This is a genomic window from Escherichia sp. WS338 (assembly GCF_046486405.1).
Classification (GTDB): domain Bacteria; phylum Pseudomonadota; class Gammaproteobacteria; order Enterobacterales; family Enterobacteriaceae; genus Escherichia; species Escherichia coli.
In genome coordinates, this window is sequence record NZ_JBJQLL010000037.1 from 1 (window position 1) to 18,253 (window position 18,253).

The 18,253-nt window shown below is 47.8% G+C and carries 17 protein-coding genes and 1 pseudogene; 12 read left to right on the forward strand and 6 right to left on the reverse strand.

From position 1 onward, the window contains the following. Positions 1-186: 186 nt before the first annotated feature. Positions 187-1,737 (forward strand): annotated as a pseudogene (locus tag ACJHWT_RS21400) (hypothetical protein); the annotation flags it as partial. Between the two features lie 2 nt (positions 1,738-1,739). Beyond that, positions 1,740-2,273 carry a tail fiber assembly protein gene (locus ACJHWT_RS21405; RefSeq protein WP_052936026.1) on the forward strand — a complete coding sequence of 178 codons (534 nt, stop codon included), beginning with the start codon at positions 1,740-1,742 and terminating at the stop codon, positions 2,271-2,273. 28 nt (positions 2,274-2,301) lie between these two features. Here ACJHWT_RS21405 and ACJHWT_RS21410 read toward each other — a convergent pair whose 3' ends face one another. The 3 genes from ACJHWT_RS21410 to ACJHWT_RS21420 are packed head-to-tail and all read right to left on the reverse strand — an operon-like array spanning position 2,302 to position 4,503. Then, positions 2,302-2,829 carry a tail fiber assembly protein gene (locus tag ACJHWT_RS21410; protein ID WP_032164659.1) on the reverse strand — a complete coding sequence of 176 codons (528 nt, stop codon included), beginning with the start codon at positions 2,827-2,829 and terminating at the stop codon, positions 2,302-2,304. A gap of 1 nt (position 2,830) precedes the next feature. Further along, complete coding sequence (locus ACJHWT_RS21415) at positions 2,831-3,895, reverse strand: phage tail protein (RefSeq protein ID WP_228253558.1); 1,065 nt, start codon at positions 3,893-3,895, stop codon at positions 2,831-2,833. A 47-nt stretch (positions 3,896-3,942) separates the two neighbouring features. Then, positions 3,943-4,503, reverse strand: coding sequence for a recombinase family protein (locus ACJHWT_RS21420; RefSeq protein WP_001774472.1), 561 nt, complete (start codon positions 4,501-4,503; stop codon positions 3,943-3,945). Positions 4,504-4,624: 121 nt separating this feature from the next. Between ACJHWT_RS21420 and ACJHWT_RS21425 the strand changes: the two genes are divergently transcribed. From ACJHWT_RS21425 to ompC, 9 genes are all read left to right on the forward strand, one after another. Beyond that, positions 4,625-4,909 (forward strand): hypothetical protein, encoded by a 285-nt coding sequence (locus tag ACJHWT_RS21425; protein WP_001774473.1) that lies wholly within the window; start codon positions 4,625-4,627, stop codon positions 4,907-4,909. A 60-nt stretch (positions 4,910-4,969) separates the two neighbouring features. Further along, complete coding sequence (locus ACJHWT_RS21430) at positions 4,970-5,299, forward strand: phage holin family protein (protein ID WP_000887652.1); 330 nt, start codon at positions 4,970-4,972, stop codon at positions 5,297-5,299. After that, on the forward strand, positions 5,296-5,739 hold the full coding sequence (locus ACJHWT_RS21435; RefSeq protein WP_000580776.1) for a hypothetical protein: 444 nt from the start codon (positions 5,296-5,298) through the stop codon (positions 5,737-5,739). The genes ACJHWT_RS21430 and ACJHWT_RS21435 overlap by 4 nt, the downstream gene beginning before the upstream one ends. After that, positions 5,726-6,328 (forward strand): hypothetical protein, encoded by a 603-nt coding sequence (locus tag ACJHWT_RS21440; RefSeq protein ID WP_001345482.1) that lies wholly within the window; start codon positions 5,726-5,728, stop codon positions 6,326-6,328. Before ACJHWT_RS21435 ends, ACJHWT_RS21440 begins: the two co-directional genes overlap by 14 nt. Position 6,329: 1 nt before the next feature. Next, positions 6,330-8,249 (forward strand): hypothetical protein, encoded by a 1,920-nt coding sequence (locus ACJHWT_RS21445; RefSeq protein WP_032192911.1) that lies wholly within the window; start codon positions 6,330-6,332, stop codon positions 8,247-8,249. Beyond that, on the forward strand, positions 8,246-8,611 hold the full coding sequence (locus ACJHWT_RS21450; RefSeq protein WP_029401678.1) for a hypothetical protein: 366 nt from the start codon (positions 8,246-8,248) through the stop codon (positions 8,609-8,611). The genes ACJHWT_RS21445 and ACJHWT_RS21450 overlap by 4 nt, the downstream gene beginning before the upstream one ends. 12 nt (positions 8,612-8,623) lie before the next feature. Continuing rightward, positions 8,624-11,611, forward strand: coding sequence for a hypothetical protein (locus tag ACJHWT_RS21455; RefSeq protein ID WP_029401679.1), 2,988 nt, complete (start codon positions 8,624-8,626; stop codon positions 11,609-11,611). Further along, positions 11,601-11,912, forward strand: a complete 312-nt coding sequence (locus ACJHWT_RS21460) for a hypothetical protein (protein WP_001165932.1) — start codon at positions 11,601-11,603, stop codon at positions 11,910-11,912. Before ACJHWT_RS21455 ends, ACJHWT_RS21460 begins: the two co-directional genes overlap by 11 nt. Positions 11,913-12,653: 741 nt before the next feature. Continuing rightward, positions 12,654-13,766 carry a porin OmpC gene (gene ompC, locus ACJHWT_RS21465; protein WP_000724558.1) on the forward strand — a complete coding sequence of 371 codons (1,113 nt, stop codon included), beginning with the start codon at positions 12,654-12,656 and terminating at the stop codon, positions 13,764-13,766. Between the two features lie 233 nt (positions 13,767-13,999). Here ompC and ACJHWT_RS21470 read toward each other — a convergent pair whose 3' ends face one another. Next, complete coding sequence (locus ACJHWT_RS21470) at positions 14,000-14,488, reverse strand: single-stranded DNA-binding protein (protein WP_000068862.1); 489 nt, start codon at positions 14,486-14,488, stop codon at positions 14,000-14,002. 169 nt (positions 14,489-14,657) lie between these two features. On the opposite strand from ACJHWT_RS21470, the gene ACJHWT_RS21475 reads away from it, so the two are divergent. Beyond that, positions 14,658-15,215 carry a lysozyme gene (locus ACJHWT_RS21475; protein ID WP_001345478.1) on the forward strand — a complete coding sequence of 186 codons (558 nt, stop codon included), beginning with the start codon at positions 14,658-14,660 and terminating at the stop codon, positions 15,213-15,215. Positions 15,216-15,506: 291 nt separating this feature from the next. Here the strand turns inward: ACJHWT_RS21475 and ACJHWT_RS21480 are convergent, their stop codons facing one another. Beyond that, positions 15,507-16,526 carry a head processing protein gene (locus ACJHWT_RS21480; RefSeq protein WP_000132937.1) on the reverse strand — a complete coding sequence of 340 codons (1,020 nt, stop codon included), beginning with the start codon at positions 16,524-16,526 and terminating at the stop codon, positions 15,507-15,509. After that, positions 16,519-18,228 carry a hypothetical protein gene (locus ACJHWT_RS21485; protein ID WP_024200402.1) on the reverse strand — a complete coding sequence of 570 codons (1,710 nt, stop codon included), beginning with the start codon at positions 18,226-18,228 and terminating at the stop codon, positions 16,519-16,521. The genes ACJHWT_RS21480 and ACJHWT_RS21485 overlap by 8 nt, the downstream gene beginning before the upstream one ends. Positions 18,229-18,253: the final 25 nt, after the last annotated feature.

Below are 18,253 nucleotides of genomic sequence, written 5' to 3' on the forward strand. Positions count from 1 at the left end.
TACTCCTCCGGCAGAAGCAGAAAAAGCTTATTATGCTTCCATCGGAAACGATGATCTGGCAGCCTGAGTTCACAGATAAAACACTCTCCAGGAAACCCGGGGCGGTTCAATACGCTTAAAGAAATAGCTGCTGCGATCAATAACGACCCGAATTTCAGCACAACTATCAACAATGCTCTGGCTCTTAAAGCTCCTTTAGCAAGTCCTGCATTAACGGGAATACCTACTGCGCCTACCGCTGCACAGGGTACGAATAACACGCAGATTGCTACGACCGCTTATGTAAGAGCTGCCATATCCGCATTGGTTGGTTCATCACCAGAAGCTCTTGATACCCTGAATGAGCTTGCCGCAGCACTTGGCAATGACCCGAACTTTGCGACAACAATGACAAATGCGCTGGCAGGCAAACAGCCTCTGGATGCAACTTTAACCGCTCTCGCTGCCCTTGCGACTGGTGCAAACAAACTGCCTTATTTCACTGGTAAGGATACGGTAGCTCAGACTGATTTAACGTCAGTCGGTCGCGATATTCTGGCTAAAACAAGCACACTGGCCGTTATCCAATACCTTGGTTTAAGAGAACTCGGTACCAGCGGTGAAAAGATCCCCCTGTTGAGTACGGCTAACACATGGAGTGCGCGCCAGACTTTCAACGGCGGGATCACCGGGGCGCTGACAGGGAACGCCGACACCGCGACGAAATTGAAAACAGCTCGAACAATCAACGGGGTGGGATTTGATGGTTCTAAAAACATTGAGCTAACGGCGGAAGATTTAAATCTTGAACAAACCGTAGAATTAGCCGCAGGAGCATTACAGAAAAACCAGAACGGCGCAGATATTCCGGGAAAAGATACCTTCACCAAAAATATTGGTGCCTGCCGCGCATATAGCGCATGGGTGGATATTGGTGGCGATAGTCAGATCTGGACAACTGCGCAATTTATTTCGTGGCTGGAGAGTCAGGGGGCATTTAACCATCCTTACTGGATGTGCAAAGGCTCATGGGCTTATGCAAATAATAAGGTCATTACAGATACAGGTTGCGGAAATATTTGTCTTGCAGGTGCTGTGGTGGAAGTTATTGGCACTCGCGGCGCAATGACCATACGCGTTACTACTCCGAGTACGTCCAGCGGCGGCGGAATCACTAACGCTCAATTCACTTATATTAATCATGGTGATGCTTATGCTCCTGGCTGGCGAAGAGACTACAATACGAAAAACCAGCAGCCTGCATTTGCTTTAGGGCAAACAGGAAGCAGGGTTGCAAATGATAAAGCTGTTGGCTGGAACTGGAATAGCGGCGTTTATGATGCAGATATCAGTGGTGCATCGACATTAATCCTCCACTTTAATATGAATGCGGGGAGTTGCCCTGCTGTACAGTTCCGCGTGAATTATAAGAACGGCGGTATCTTTTATCGTTCAGCGCGTGATGGTTATGGCTTTGAAGCTAACTGGTCAGAGTTTTACACCACAACCCGCAAACCCTCTGCGGGGGATGTTGGTGCATATACGCAGGCAGAATGTAACTCAAGGTTTATTACAGGTATTCGCCTGGGCGGTCTGTCATCTGTTCAGACATGGAATGGTCCCGGCTGGTCTGACAGGTCAGGTTATGTCGTTACGGGTTCAGTTAATGGAAACCGTGATGAATTAATTGATACAACACAGGCAAGGCCAATTCAGTATTGTATTAATGGGACGTGGTATAACGCGGGGAGCATTTAATTATGATGCACTTAAAAAATATTACAGCGGGCAACCCTAAAACAAAAGAGCAATACCAGCTAACGAAACAATTTAACATCAAATGGCTTTATACAGAGGATGGAAAAAACTGGTATGAGGAACAAAAGAATTTCCAGTCTGATACGTTGAAAATGGTCTATGACCACAACGGCGTTATTATTTGTATTGAAAAGGATGTTTCAGCAATTAATCCAGAAGGCGCAAGCGTCGTTGAGGTTCCTGATATTACAGCAAATCGCCGGGCTGATATTTCTGGTAAATGGATGTTCAAAGATGGCGTAGTGGTAAAGCGAACTTATACCGAGGAAGAGCAGAGGCAGCAGGCGGAAAATGAAAAGCAAAGCCTGCTACAGCTCGTCAGGGATAAAACCCAGCTATGGGACTCACAGCTACGGCTGGGCATCATTTCCGACGAGAATAAACAAAAATTAACAGAGTGGATGCTCTATGCGCAGAAAGTCGAATCCACAGACACCTCCTGCCTGCCAGTAACGTTTCCCGAACAACCTGAATGAGACAAGGCCCGATATCGGGCCTTAATTTTTATTCAGGCTTTTGTGGCCATTCAGGATTTGCCGTATCCACACGGCTGACCAGAACACTGTAGCGTTCCCATGACTCCAGTCGTGCGCGTTCCTCATCCGTCGCCATATTCAGCCTGACGGCGCGTTCCAGTGGCTGAATAACGCTTTCTGCTTCGGAAAGTAACGCGGCCTTTTGTGATTCGGCCTGTTGTTGCAGTTCCTGTTCTGTATATTCCCTCTTTACTACTTTACCATCCAGAAACATCCATTTTCCGTTATTGTCTGCGCGACGATTTGCCGTAATATCAGGAACTTCAACTATGCTTAGCCCTTCAGGATTAATAGTTGAAACGTCTTTACTGACAGCAACGATGATGTTGTTCTCATCGTAAGCAATTTTTATGGTGTCTGGCTGAAAATTCTTTTGTTCCTCATACCAGTTCTTGCCATCTTCGCAAAAGAGCCATACCACGCCCGCTTTTTTAGTTAGCTGGTATTGTTCCGGTGTTTTCGGATTCCCGGCCTTAATATTTTTCAGGTGCATCATCTTAAACACTCCCCACGTTGTACCATATTCCCCCAATCAATTTCTGAATTGGCCTTCTGGCAACAGTGTCGACAATATCATCCGCATTGCTGTTAATTGCGGCTGTTAAAACATAACCTGACGCATCGCCAAAGCCGTAGTCGCGCCATACGTTTTTATGTTCAATGCTGCCAAGACGAATATCCCGAACGACATGATTATGCAGCCATGTGCTTAACCAGTTGTTTTCCCACACTGAACCATAAATATCGCCACTAGACGCGACTTGCGCACCACTTCCCAGAGTGAAACCGCCATCCCTTTTAAAGATGAAGTCACCACCACCATCTGAACCGTTATTAATATGAACACCATCACCACCGTTATCTTTCCACAAAAACATACGAATACTTCCGTCTTCGTTGGCGAATGTAATGTGGTGGCGGTAATTACTTTTTAATCTAAAATTGCTGCCATTAGATTCAATATCTTTATAAAGATATAATCCTAACCCATCAATATGTCCGATGCGCGAACCATTTGAATAGAAGCTAATAATACCATCTCCATCTTGCCTAAATCCGGTGTCGTTATCTCCCAGAACAATGGAGTTTTCACCCAGTGCGTTATCAGTAGCACCAATAGCTAGACCTCCTTCAATTTTGGCCCCGTGGCTGACAGATATAGCACCTGTTCTCAGATTTATAGCGAATGGCCTTAATGGGCCGATATCACCGTTTTCGCCTTGTCCTTCAGCCGTCGGAATGAAATGAAGAAAATCTTCTGAACGACGGAAAATAAGACCGAATGCTTCATCAAATATCCGAAGCGCATTCACCGTACCAATTTTCAGTTCTCCGGTCATTTTATCACCGGAACGCTGAACGGCGTTACCAGCTTGAGACACGATATCCGTCAAGCCAAGATTTTCAGGAGTCAGTGTAATATCTGTAGAACCATCAAATCCCACCCCGTTGATTGTTCGAGCTGTTTTCAATTTCGTCGCGGTGTCGGCGTTCCCTGTCAGCGCCCCGGTGATCCCGCCGTTGAAAGTCTGGCGCGCACTCCATGTGTTAGCCGTACTCAACAGGGGGATCTTTTCACCGCTGGTACCGAGTTCTCTTAAACCAAGGTTTAGGATTGAAATGACGACGCCGGAAACTTCTTATAAAGCGTGGAAACAGCCACATCATAGATGATTGCAACCTGCTTACGGGGGATGCCATTCTCCAGCAATCGCCGCATTTGCTGCCATGTTTCTTCTTGGTATTTAGGCCGACGCCCACCTATACGACCTTCTGCGCGAGCTGCATCAAGTCCAGCGCGTGTACGTTCAACGATAAGCTCACGTTCCATTTCTGCCAGCGCCCCCATTACGTGAAAGAAAAAGCGCCCCATTGGTGTACTGGTGTCGATAGAGTCAGTGAGACTCCGGAAATTAATTCCTCTGTCACGCAGCTCTTCCACCAGCACAACCAAGTGACGCATGCTGCGCCCAAGACGATCTAACTTCCATACGACCAGGGTGTCACCTCTGGAAAGCATACGCAAAACCTTTTTTAGCCCAGGGCGTTCAGTCTGTTTGCCGCTCGCCTTATCCTCAAAAATTAGCTCACATCCTGCGCTTTCAAGGGCATTTCGTTGCAAAGCAGTGTTTTGTTCATTTGTTGATACGCGTACATAGCCGATCAGCATGATTTTTACTCTAATGCGTTGTTCTTATGAGTCTGCGAATTTTAAAGAACAAAGCGTTATGCACAGAAATAACAATCTGAATAGGTTCCTGCTTGATTTTTGTTAGATCCGGGAGGAGCTTATGCAGATTTTGATTTTTTTAATGTCCATTATTAGTGGAACCTATTTATTTCTTACTGGAGTTAGGCGTGGAGCTTATAAGCCATGTTTTTTACATTGGCTTGAAGCATGGCTGCTTGCCATAAAAGGTGGTTTTGTTGGTTTTTGTCTTGCAGAAGTTCAGTGGGGAAACTCATTTTTGGATGTGGTTGCTTTTTTGATATGTAGTTGGAATAGCCATTTTGTATTAAGAATAACCAAAATATGGGTTTTTCACTTGATTTACGAATGTATTGGCAAATTATGAACAACCAGATGAGAAGTTACTTTGCATACCATTACCTCCTGACAACGTAGGAGGGAACTTGTGCTTGACACACAGGAATTAGCTCCAGTTGCTATTGCGCTCCTGCTTTCAGTAATTGGTGGGATAGGCACGTTCCTGATGGATGTCCGAGACGGTCGCCAGTCTGGCAATTTGTTGGGATTGGTTACGGAGATCTTTGTTGCAGTGACAGCTGGCGCGGTGGCGTACCTATTGGGGCAACACGAGGGCTGGGAGTTATCAATTACGTACTTAATGGTAACGATAGCCAGCAATAACGGTCATGAGGTGATTTCAGGGATGAAACGAGTGAATATCGATAGCATTCTGAATGTTCTTACAAGTTTGGTGAAAAAGGGAGGCGGGAAATGATTGGCTGGGGTGTATGCGTTCTTGCGTTAGCCTTAGCCGATCGCTATTTGCTAAAACGCAAGGACATCACGCATTTAGAACTTGGTGATGTGGAAATTAAACCGGGTTTCATCCGGGTGCCGTTCAAATACCGGTCTAAATTCCCGTTTTTGCGCGGCGCAACGGTCAGATATTGGATCCGCGATGTTCAGAAGCCAACGACAGTGATTGAAGGCGAACAACGTTGTCTGACGTCGGCTGAACAGGGCGAAAACAGTGAATGGTTGTACATACCCACTGAATATATGGGTAAAGGAGAACGGCTGTGGCATTTCAACGTCATGGTTACGCATGGCGACTCGTTCATTAACCCGTTGTATCGGATTTTCCCTGTTACTCAGCAAATCCGCAGAAGTTACGTAATAAATCTCGCACAGGATGTGTCAGATGACGAAAAATAAGTATGCAACGGTCGATTTTGACCAGGTTAATGAAAAGGGGCTGAAATCCCTTATCGCGGCGATCAATAAAACCGGTGTTACGGTAATTGAGGTTGACTCCAGCAACCGCGCAACAACGAAAGATGGCGTTAAAGTTAAAACCGCAAAGCTGGTTCTTAACGACGGACAAATTCTTGCCATACAGGTAAACGATACTGGCGATATATCGTCTGTGAGGCTGAATGGAAAAGCTATTCCTAACGCTCAGTCTCCGGATATCAAGACGCTTGGTACCGTCATGGGGCAAGCGGCCCGCAAAAACTCCGCAAAATTCCAGAAATCACTGATCGCCAAAGCGAAACGTGTTGCCAATCCGGTAGACAAGAAACCGGCAGTAAAATCCAACTTTCAGCGCCTGCAAGAGGCAAAACAGCGGAATGCTCAGGTGGTTGCCGCTTATAAGTCCGCGCAGAATTCGGTGTCTTTCAATCAACAGCAGATCACTGATTTGCGGGCGAAGCTGGATAAGGAGACGGGCCGACTCAATAACGAAAAGGCACGGAATGGCGAACTCAAACGTCGTCTTAAGCAACTGAAAGCAGGAAATTAACATGGAACAGTTCAATATCAATAAAGGGGTGACGATCAAGCCTGGGCTTGACGTGCTTCCCCCGCCGGTGACTGATGATGAATATCGCGCATTAATGGCCGGTGAGGACCGCTATCTGATGACGGAATCCAACACCCTGGAGGAAATCGAGGCTACGTTCTTCTATGACACGCCGATCCACTGGTGTGCTACGGATTTACTGGAGGCGATTAGTTCTACTCGTTTGCAGCTACACCGGACCATGCAGGCATTTGTCCGGGCATTGAACCAGAAGCTGAATGGTACCGGAATCTCTGCGGGGAGTGATAAAACGGGGGATGTGGCCCAGAACGGTGCACGCGCGATCGGCGGGGCTGAAATTGGCCGGGCACGTAACGTTAACGGGCTGCCGGTCCTGCCAGCCATTATTCCGCTCAGTGATGGTCAGACTATCAGCATTCTGTTTCATAGCCCGACAGCGGAAAACCGGATCACCAATAGCGATACGCTGATTGCTTTCCAGTTCTTACTGAATAAAAAAGACGTTACTCATACCGTTGCTCCGATGAGTGGACGTGATATGACGCTGGCGCAGGTCACCATGAAACTTGCCAACCTTGCAGAGAAAAACTCGGCAAAATTCCAGCGTGCGCAGAAGAAGAAAAAAGCCCTGGTTGATGAAATAACCCAACTACAGGCTGACAGTGACCAGAAAGAGGATGCCATGAGCGACCTCGCGGATCAGGTGGCAGCGGTAGAAGGGCAGAAGGTAGATCTGGAGCAGAAAATTAACGCTGTTGCATCGGAAGCGGATTCTCTTTATGAAGAGAATGAGCGTTTGCAGACGGAGATTGATCAGCTCAATCGAACTGGTGGGCGCGAAACCATTGCTCCTGCGGGGATGACTGGTGGACACTCTCGCGCGATGACGGATCGCCTTGCAAGTATCAAAAATCGTATGCATATGAACGGGGAAGTGACGCTCAGTAATGGTGCATCAATGAAGCAATTCATTGAGGACGGTGAAGGGTATATCCAGTTAACCGATTCGGATGGCAGCGTGTACATGATCAAGGCTAAATCCATACAGGGTGTGGACATGGCAGATGCGATCGGCAAGCTGTTTAAAGCCTATAAAGCGGGTAATGTATCGGAATACCTGGTCCAACCAGAAGAACATAAACCGGAAAACGTCGAACCTGAACCAGCGGAGGATACCGGTAGCTCTTCGCCTGAACCAGAAGTCTCTGTAGGTGCATATCGATATGCCCTGCAAATGCGTCCGGCGGCCCCTGGCGCAATACCTGAAGGTAACAAAGCAATTCTGCCGCGCCCTGATGAAGGTGACCCGTATTATGAATATGCACGCTACGGCATTGCTACTTACGATACCCCGCTTTCTGATCAGCAAATGAGTGAGTACGACCTGAAGTTATTGCCTCGCGAGGATTCTTTCGACTTCCTGGCGAAGACACTTACTAATGGTCCGTTTGGCAAATATGCACAAAAAGCTCTGGAGCTGGCCACCAGCTCACCAGACGAGTTCCGCGTAATGCTGAAGACTCAGTTTCAAAAAACTTTCCCCAATATTGCGTTTCCGGGGGGCGCTGGCACCGAGAAAATGGTGCAGAGCATGATCAATGCATTGCAGGCCGAAGTCGGTGAGATTACTCAGCCAGAACCGGCCCCGGCACAGCCTGATGAAACGGTTAGCGAAGCAGATGCAGAGGCTAATAAAGCCATTGAATATCTCAATAACGTGATGGATATGCAAAGCACTGACATGGCGGAGATCCGTAACGCCCGGGGCAATGTCCGGGAAGCGATTGCAGCCCTTCAGGCTGCCGGACGTTTTGAGGAAAACGAAGAGCTGGTTAATGGCGCTGCTCGCCACCTGGCTGATCTGCTGGTAGCAATCCAGAAAGCGGGGGTAGCGGCATGACACTATCAGCTATTGAGTTAATGGATCTCAGCGATAAGTTGGATGCTCTGATGTCCAAAGCGGCTACCGCGAGTGGCATGGAGTTGCTGGATATCAGCGATGAAATTGACCAGATCATGCAACAGATGGGGTACGGCGCGTCCGGCGGCAGTAGTGGCGAGGAAAAACAACCTTCGGTACATGATGGTGTGCCAAAACTGGTTGCTGATTTCCTGGCTGATAAATTCGTCGATCAGAGCACAGATGCATTTATCGGTACCTTGCAGGACTTGAGTCAATATGTTGGCACATACATCGACCTGGACCAGGTTAAACAGCACACGGCGGCATGGATAGCCGCCAACATTGAAGAGGCAGCATAAGGCGTAACAGGGATGAGCTTAAGCGATCAGGTGGTAATGGCCACCAGCATAGAAACGCTGATCGAGCTGCTTAAGAACCTGCCCGATTATGGGCGGGTTTCGTATGTGGTGACAGCGAAGGGAGACGAGGTAAAAACAGCGTTTGATATCGTCGATGCCTCAGCTCTTTTGGTATCCAATACTCTGGATGGGAAAATTAATCCTGACTATCCCCAGGAACTTCAGCCGCGCGACCGGACCCGCGCATCCAGCCTTCTTCAGGTTAACCAGATATCCAAAGATTTGCGGCCTGCTCAGCTTACTGATTCCGGTTTATCCAGCCATGGTGCGCCGATAATTGGTGAGGACAATGCCGTTGAGTCAGGTAATGGGCGGACCATGGGGATCATTAAAGCCTATCAGGACGGTAATGCGGATCGGTATCGGGAGTACCTGATTGAACATGCGACCGAATTCGGCATACGGCCTGAAAAGGTTGAATCAATGACGGCTCCGGTACTGGTGCGCCGCCGGTTAACGAAGGTTGACCGTGTTCAGTTTGCCAAGGACTCAAATATTTCTGATCTCCAGGAAATGGCAGCCAGTGAAAAGGCTTTTGTTGATGCCGACAGCATAACACCGGCGATGATGGCGCTTTTTAACCCGTCAGAAAGCGGAGATCTGCTTAGCCGCAGTAATAACGCGTTTATTCGCGGATTTATGACGCAAGTTGGTGCCACACAGGCGGCTGGCCTTGTAACTGAAGATGGGCGACCAACACGGCAACTTGTAGACCGTATACAAAACGCGATCTTTGCCAAGGCATATAAGGATGCGCGCCTGGTAAGGATGGTTGCAGAAGAACCTGATCCAGATATGCGTAATGTTCTGACGGCGCTTAATGCGGCAGCCAATGATTTTGTCCAGATGCAGGCTTTATCAGGTGAAGCGCACAAGCAGGCTGTGACAACTATTGTTGATGGCATTGAGACAGCGGATAGTCTCGATAAAAAGGCGCTGGCGGCATTGAAAGATGCGGTAGACCTGGTAAGGCAATCGAAGGAGTCAGGCCAACATATTACCGATGTTATTGCTCAGGGGGATATGTTCAGCGAAACAGCCCCGGAAGTGAAAGCTCTCGCGTTGTTCATCGTCGCGAATAACCGTAGCGCGAAGCGTATGGCCACCGCCTTTAAGTTGATGGCTCAACGTATCAATGATGAGTTACAGCACCAGGGCCAGGCGCTGGGGGATATGTTTGGCGGCGGCGATGTGTCGTTACAGGATATCCTTCGCCAGGTGTCTCAGGAACTGGAAAACGAAGGCATGCAAGGGATATCCGGCGGTCTTTTCGAGTCCGTTTCCGGCGGTAGTTACAACGGTGTTGCTCCGTATACCAGTTTGCTATTACATCGGGCATCCGGCATCAAAGACATTATTCATCTGATCAGGCTGCTTTCCCGCACAGATCCCCAGGATGAACAGCTTGTACAAGTGCTTGCGCATTTTGTTCGAATGCCTGTTGCCGACGTGAAAAAATGGTGCCGATTATTCGGTATCAGCAATTCGTTACTTCGCGGCTTGTTAAATCACGCATCTTCCCTTGGGCGCGATGGCTTTGACGAGATAGCGCAGGCGATAAAAAACGGAGATATGCCACCAGCTATTGACTGGTTTTCCATTCGCCCAACCAGGGTGAAAGCATTCCTTAGCGCGGCGCATTCGGCATCACCATTGGCAGAAATGGTTCAGAGGTTGTCGCTCATATTCACAGACCATACCGCGTTGGGTGATCTGACTCTGGACGAGATGAAAGAAGCCTCCATTCAGTGGGCCGATCAACAAAATGAGGTTAACTCAGACTTCTTGCCAGCATTCAGGAAGGCCGTTAGTAAAGCGGATGATTCCCGTGGAATTCTGAAGGCATTTAAGGCATTGCAAAGTCGGGTTAATAAACATGTCGGTGATATCGATGGGGTAACGGCGGAAGGCAGGGATATCCTTAAAGAGCACGGCATAACGCCAGAGTTTATTGATGAGATCAGGACTGATATGCAGCGTGAGGTCGTATCGTCCCTGCAAATTGTAGCCAGAGCGTTGGCGGATGCTAATCCGAAGAGTGCGGCCATTGTTAACCGGGTTATTGGTGATATTGAAGCATCGGAGGGCATGGGGGCGCTGAAACTCTTCCTTTCGCGAGCGTTTAATCCTAACGGCAATATTCTCCCTGGCATTATTGGTGAGGCTAAAAGGTATGTCAGTGAAGAAGAACTTGAGCAGCTTGACCAACTACTTAAGCGATTCTCATATAACCCGCAGACACGCTGGCAAATGAATCAGCGAAGAATGGGTTCGGTCCACGAGAAAGTGTTATCTGCCATGAACAGTGCGATCGCAAACTCATCCGTATCTGAAGAAAAAGCTCTTGAGTGGGCCGACTCTTTTATCACGGAAGAAGTGGAAGAAGCCCGCGCTGGACAGAATGGTGGGATAGACCTGCGCAAGGAACTTGCTGATATTTATCGCCTGACCGGCGGTAAAATTTCGACCTTATCAAAGGTGGTTCACCACCAGGGAAGGGCATATGCAAATCTTAATGGTGTTGTTGCTGTCAATTTGAACGATGAAAATGCAAGTGCACTGTGGCACGAGCTGGGTCATCATCTTGAGTACAGTAACCCTGGTTTGTTAGAGAAAGCCCGGTCATTCCTGAAGGCCAATGTTGAAGGGGATAAGCCATCTTTCGTTAATATCGGTGGGCGTGGCAAGCCTGAATGGTGCTTCAGATCTCGATTGAGTAATATTTATATGGCGAAGGTATACCCGCCAGCCTCAGTAAGTAACACCGGGAAAATTCGGCAGAAATCACCGACTATTTCCAAAACGTCAGCAACGGAAGTATTCTCTATGGCTCTTCAGTTGTATCATGACAAAGAGGCCGCTGCCGCATCACTGATGAATGGTGACGGATTGCTGGAACTGTTATTAGGTGTGGCAAAGGAGCTAAATAATGCAGATTAAAATCGCAGCGCCATTAGGCGGAGATGCCATTATCGAATTTGATGATAATGAAGAAGTTTCCGGGCGTTTAAGCATTATCTCCGGTGACATTACCGAGGACATGATCGCTGAAGCCATAGCTGGGGCAAATCCCAATAGCTATATGGGATTCGTTAACACCCTTGATGCTCCCGCAAGTGATGTTCTCCGAACGCTGCATCTTTACGCTGGCTGGTTTGTTGATTGGCCAGCAGTAGATGGTGGCGATGATGACGACGACGATGATGATTTTGGTGATCATGTAGACCAGATCGTATATTAACTCCCTGATTGTGCAAAAATAATCTGTTCTGATATGTTAATTGTGTACTTAAAGTAAACGCGTAGTGGCTTGCTTTAGGTTATGGAAGCAAGCCGTTACCTAATATGTTAGATCAAAAAAAATTAATTTTTGCGTTTCGCTCACCACATATTGAACACTTTAGTCGATCTTTTAATTCTTCCAGAGTCAATCCTGAAGCTACATATTGTTTAATATCTCTTCTTTATTGCATATTCAGAGGGTAAAGATATACACATACTAAAATGAATTAGCTTAGCTCGTTATTAATCAGGATTCGATGAGACCGCTCCATTTTAGGGAATAACATTTATAACTAAAACACATCGTCTTTAACTCTCACAATATAGATTCAATTTAATACCCAATCGGCAGTAATTAATTTGATTCTAATTTTTAAGTAGATTTCAAGTCTACATCCATTAAAGCCCTGTTAATTAACAGGCTATCTATTTTTGACAGTTATTATTTTTGTGATAATTTAATTGTTTGTCTTTTGTGCTTATTTTTGATTGTTTTTTGATCTATTTTGTCAATTTTTATTCTGTGAATTGAGTTTTTTCTAATAGTCCATTGGGTTTTCAAGGCTATTATTTGTGATTTTGATCACAAAAATACCTTGATTTTTATTTGCAAAACTTGAAACACGAATCCAAAAAAGATAAACATTTGTCCGCAGTGACTTCTTTTCTACTGAAAAGTTCAATCTAAAGGGCAAAAAAAATGAAAAAAATCACAGTGGCACTCTCTGCGGTTGCAGCATCTGTCCTGATGGCAATGTCTGCGCAAGCAGCTGAAATCTACAACAAAGACGGTAATAAACTGGATCTGTACGGCAAAGTTAACGCAGAACATTACTTCTCTTCTTCAGCTAGTGATGACGGAGATAAGACTTATGCTCGTCTGGGATTCAAAGGTGAAACTCAGATTAATGACCAGTTAACCGGTTTTGGTCAGTGGGAGTACGAATTTAAAGGTAACCGTACTGAATCTGAGGGCTCTGATAAAGATAAAACTCGTCTTGCATTTGCTGGCCTCCGTTTTGCTGATTATGGTTCAATCGACTATGGTCGCAACTATGGTGTAGCTTATGATATTGGCGCTTGGACTGACGTGCTGCCTGAGTTTGGTGGAGATACCTGGACTCAGACCGATGTATTTATGACCCAGCGTGCTACTGGCGTAGCCACCTACCGTAACAATGATTTCTTCGGCCTGGTTGATGGTCTGAACTTTGCTTTGCAGTATCAAGGTAAAAATGATAGTGCTGCAAAAGTGAACAACTGGAAAGGCCGTGACGTAGTTGAATCTAATGGTGATGGCTTTGGTCTGTCTGCTACTTACGATTATGAAGGATTTGGCGTTGGTGCAACCTATGCAAAATCTGATCGTACTGATGGGCAGGTATCCTATGCTAAAAAGGATCCTCTGAATGCTTCTGGTAAAACTGCTGAAGTATGGGCTACTGGCCTGAAATATGACGCAAATAACATTTACCTGGCTGCAACTTATTCTGAAACTCAGAATATGACTGTCTTCGGTGATGACTTTATCGCGAACAAGGCGAAAAACTTTGAAGCTGTTGCTCAATACCAGTTTGATTTCGGCCTGCGTCCGTCCATCGCTTATCTGCACTCTCGCGGTGAAAATATTGGTGCGTTCGGCAGCCAGGATCTGGTTGAATACATCGACTTGGGTGCGACTTATTACTTCAACAAAAATATGTCCGCTTTCGTTGACTACAAGATCAACCTGATTGATGAAAGTGAATTTACCAAAAGATCTGAGGTTGCAACCGACAACATCGTTGCTGTTGGTATGACCTACCAATTCTAATTTTGGTAGGTAAGAATATGCGGGAAGGGAGTGATGTCACTGCCCGCATATAGGTGGCACCCTCATGCCACCTTTGAAGAGGCAATAAAATTGCCTCTTCTCAATTTAACTTCATGTTATTTATTACCTTTTTATTAATTTGAAACTCTATTGTTGGGGCGCTTTGTTGCGCCCATTTTTTTACACCAATTAGGTAAAGTTATTTTTAAGTAATCGAGCAACTTTCAGCCCTCTCAAAATGGAATATCGTCTTCAAAGTCCATTGGAGGTTCGCTATTGGCGTTGCTCTGAGGTTTACTGCCACCGCTGTATTGCTGGTGGTTTTGAGGTTGGTTTGACTGCCCCCAGCCATTTGAGAATTGTGAATCGTCGCGGCGAGCGCCGATCATTTGCATGGTGCCGCCCTGGCTGACGATAATTTCCGTCGTGTAACGTTCTACACCGGCGTCATCTGTCCACTTACGGGTTTTAAGTTTTCCTTCGATGTAGACCTGAGAACCTTTTCGTAAATACTCACTCGCAATTTCAGCAAGTTTTCCGAACAAAACGACTTTATGCCATTCTGTTTGCTCTTTCTGTTGGCCCGTTTGCTTGTCGCGCCATGATTCATTCGTTGCGATGCTGAGTCTTCCGACCGCTCCGCCATTTGGTATATACCTGATCTCCGGGTCTTGCCCCAGGGTACCAATCAGGATGACTTTGTTTACACCGCGTTGTGCCACTTATCTTACCTAATAAAATAAATTAATTAGAGCAATAATGTATATCTTTGAAACGTAGCTAACAAGTGATTTGCATTATCCTGTGCCTTCTAAAGGGATCGAGTCAGTCGGTATTGGCTGTGAATGGGTGTTTGTCCTGGAGCGTAAAAAATTCGCTTATGAGGTCTTTATGAAGGGAAAAACAGCCGCAGGAGGCGGTGCAATTTGCGCTATCGCGGTGATGATTACCATCGTGATGGGTAATGGCAATGTGCGAACCAACCAGGCGGGGCTTGAGCTGATTGGTAACGCTGAAGGTTGCCGACGTGATCCATACATGTGCCCGGCGGGGGTATGGACTGACGGGATCGGTAATACACACGGGGTAACGCCGGGTGTGCGAAAAACCGACCAGCAAATCGCCGCTGATTGGGAAAAGAATATCCTGATCGCTGAACGCTGTATTAATCAGCACTTCCGGGGCAAAGACATGCCCGATAATGCCTTCAGTGCAATGACAAGCGCGGCATTCAATATGGGATGCAATAGCTTACGGACCTACTACAGCAAAGCGCGAGGCATGCGAGTAGAAACGTCCATCCACAAGTGGGCGCAGAAAGGGGAATGGGTGAATATGTGTAACCATCTCCCTGATTTCGTGAACAGTAACGGCGTGCCCCTGCGAGGTTTAAAGATTCGCCGTGAAAAAGAACGCCAGCTTTGCCTGACGGGGCTTGTCAATGAATAAACTCCGGCAGCTCCGCCGACTTTCGACAATGAAGTTATCGCTGGCGGCGATAGTTTTTGACTCGATTTTCATGGCGGTATATGTGCTCAATGAGACGTGGCCACTGGAACCGCTATTGTATGCCGGGCTTCGGCTGTGCCTGACATTTTTGAGCATGGCTGCGAGATTGATGCAGCAGAAAGAAACCGCTTCAGATTGTCCACGCCGCGCGGTGCGCAAATATATGGCACGCAGGCGAAGGCGATAATAGTTAACGAGAACCCCGGCAGCTGCCGGGGTTATTTTTGGTGGTTATTTAAACGGATTGATTGAATTATTAAACGTGATGATGCTTGTCTCACGCGGTGCCTGGACGTTAGCCGCTTGCGGAACCTCCTTAATTTTCTTGGTGACAGGCAAGTTGCGTGCGCCAACTTTGATCAGAGATTCGAAAAGTGTGGCAACGATTTTTGCATCACCAGGTTCTTTGAGGCGGAATGCGTCTTTTTGGGCGGCGGAGACGAAGATCGGGAGGTTATCCAGTTCGTCTTGCATTGCTGCCAGCACATCGTCGCGGATACCCGCTGTTTCCTCCAGCAAAGCGATTCGCGCTTCAGCATCTGCGATCTTGGCCATTGCTTCGAGGTGGCGGCCCTGGCTTTCGAGTAGTGCAGTTTCCAGTTCTGCCGTACGCTCTGTCGCCTCCACCATCATTTCCAGTTCAGCCATTTTGCCGTAATGGGATATAACTGCCTGCACTGACTCGTCGGAGTACCCATGCGCCGCCAGGGACTCTGCCAGTAGAGATTTAGAATCCGCGCTTTCAAACATTCCGGCGCTGGCAGGATGATCCAGACTGATATAGTTCGGCGTTGTCACATAATCCACACCATGGAAGCTGGTGGTTACAGCGATTTTCCCGGACTCGCGCCCGCCAGTGGCCCAGCTCCAGCCACCAGCTCGGCTTTCGATCATCGCGGCGACAATTTTACCCGGCTCTGTGTTAAGAATTTCCTGTGTATGGGTAACGATGCCGTTGTCGTCAACAGATATAGCCACTGTGCGACACGCCGGAACATTGTCGATTACGACCGGGCGACCTTCCACCATGATCACGCTGGTTTCTGGTACTTCCAGTTTGCCAGTCAGCTGTCGGCGACCGTGACCGTAATAGCCGAAAAGCTCACCAAGGCGTAAACCTTCCTGAGTTTCCTTGCTTTCAAGCATGGTCTTTACCGCGCTTAATACATACTGTCGCCCGTTCTGGCGACCTTTTCGAGCATTGCTATAGAGACAAAAGCGGTCAGTGACCGTTTTCAAAACATCAGTCATTATCGTTTCCCTCTTTAAAGACCGATTCAAGGATTTGCGCCAGTTCCTGTGGCGGTGTTTTGATGATGGAATCCATCAGGTGATCGTCGTCCTCGCTTTTCGCTTTCAGTTCGTTCACCAGTGCTTCAGAGATTTTTTCGTCAATCTCCAGCACATCGCTGAACAGGTAACGTTTGAATGCATCGGAATTGGCGAGGACGCTGTTATTGCTGACGGCATCGAGGATTTGCGTAACGATGGTGGCGTAGTTCGCCTGCGAGTCGCGGTTGTCGTTGTGCTCTTGTTGCAGAGCGGTATTAACGGAGTGGAATTCGATTTTGTACGGGCGATCACCTTCCGGGTATACCTTGCCGTACTTGAAAGCAAGATGAATATCGATAGCCCGCTGAATGAACTCTTCTACGCCCTGCTGGATCCATGAGGCGCGCATGGCGGCCTGAATTGCCGTGCGCAGGAATCCACCTTCACCAAGCCCGCCGGACATTTGATCTGCCCACCCCAGGAGGGTGTAATCGAGGCCAAGTGCTGCCGCCAGCTGGCGCATATAGGTGAGAATGTCTTCAATGCCGTTGATGTCAGCCTGGATGGTCTGAGTATCAATAGTCATCTGTCCCTTGCCGTCGCCCATAATAGGCAGCAGAGTATTGGTCACCGTAGGCATGTTATTCGCGCCGCGTGCGCGCTTTTCCATCAGGTCAGCTGCTCGTTTAAGCGTCTGAGTAATGGTGCGTGAATAATCGGCTGCTTTTACCGGATCCAGACTATTCATCGCCAGGCCGATGATTCGGTCAATTTTCGACGCGTTAAAACGCGTTGCCTTCAGTGAGCGGATCGCCGAACGCAGATTCATGTACGGCTCGTAGGCGTATTCGAGCAAGCTGGTCCCGTAATTCTGGGTTTCAATCGGTGTGCGCTCTTCCGGATTATCCAGCAGGCTGTAAGCCTTATGGCCAGTGTGCACAGGCATAAGGTTTGACTTAGGCCGCCAGTAGGGGATTTTCATAGGGATAATGGCCCACGGATCGGCGAAAACCATTTTCCCTGACGCGTCCTTCAGATAATCGCCGCTAAATCCCGCCAGGTTGCCGCTGACCTCGAACTCTTTGATGAAGCCCGGAAGGGTGTAATAGGAGCACTCAAAAGACGTGATCCCTATGCCTTCTTTGGCGTATGGCCTGACATAAGCCACCCCAAATACAGACATGATAAATGCCCACCCGGCGACCTCTTTGTTGATGGTTCGCCCGATGTCGTTCATCAGCTCGTCACACAACGCCTGCGCGGCGTCATAGTCACTATCGTTTCCGTGATGTACCGGCACGATAGAGAAAGTTTGCCCGGTCTTCTTATCGAAAGAGAGCGCGTGCGTAATATGGATGTTCAGCGCGGTGGCGATCGTGCTGTAAACCGCCATCTCTTCGAGTAGCGGATAGCGTTGCAAGCGGTCTTCCGGCAGTTGAACTTCATCAAAGATAAAGCGACTTCCGTCCACCAGCCCATCGCCAGCCATGCCACTATCGCCCGGTTTGCCGCCTAAGAAGCCGGACAGTTGTACCGGTGCCCCTGCGCGAGAAAACAAATACCCACTTCCGCCGTGCACAGCCAGCGCGGACAGGAGGATGTTGTCCCGTTCTCCGTTGTCTTTAAAAACCCCCGCCAGCGCCTTCCTGACCGAGGATAGCGTGATTTTATTGTCTGCCAAGATTGCACCTTAATTAGAATAATTC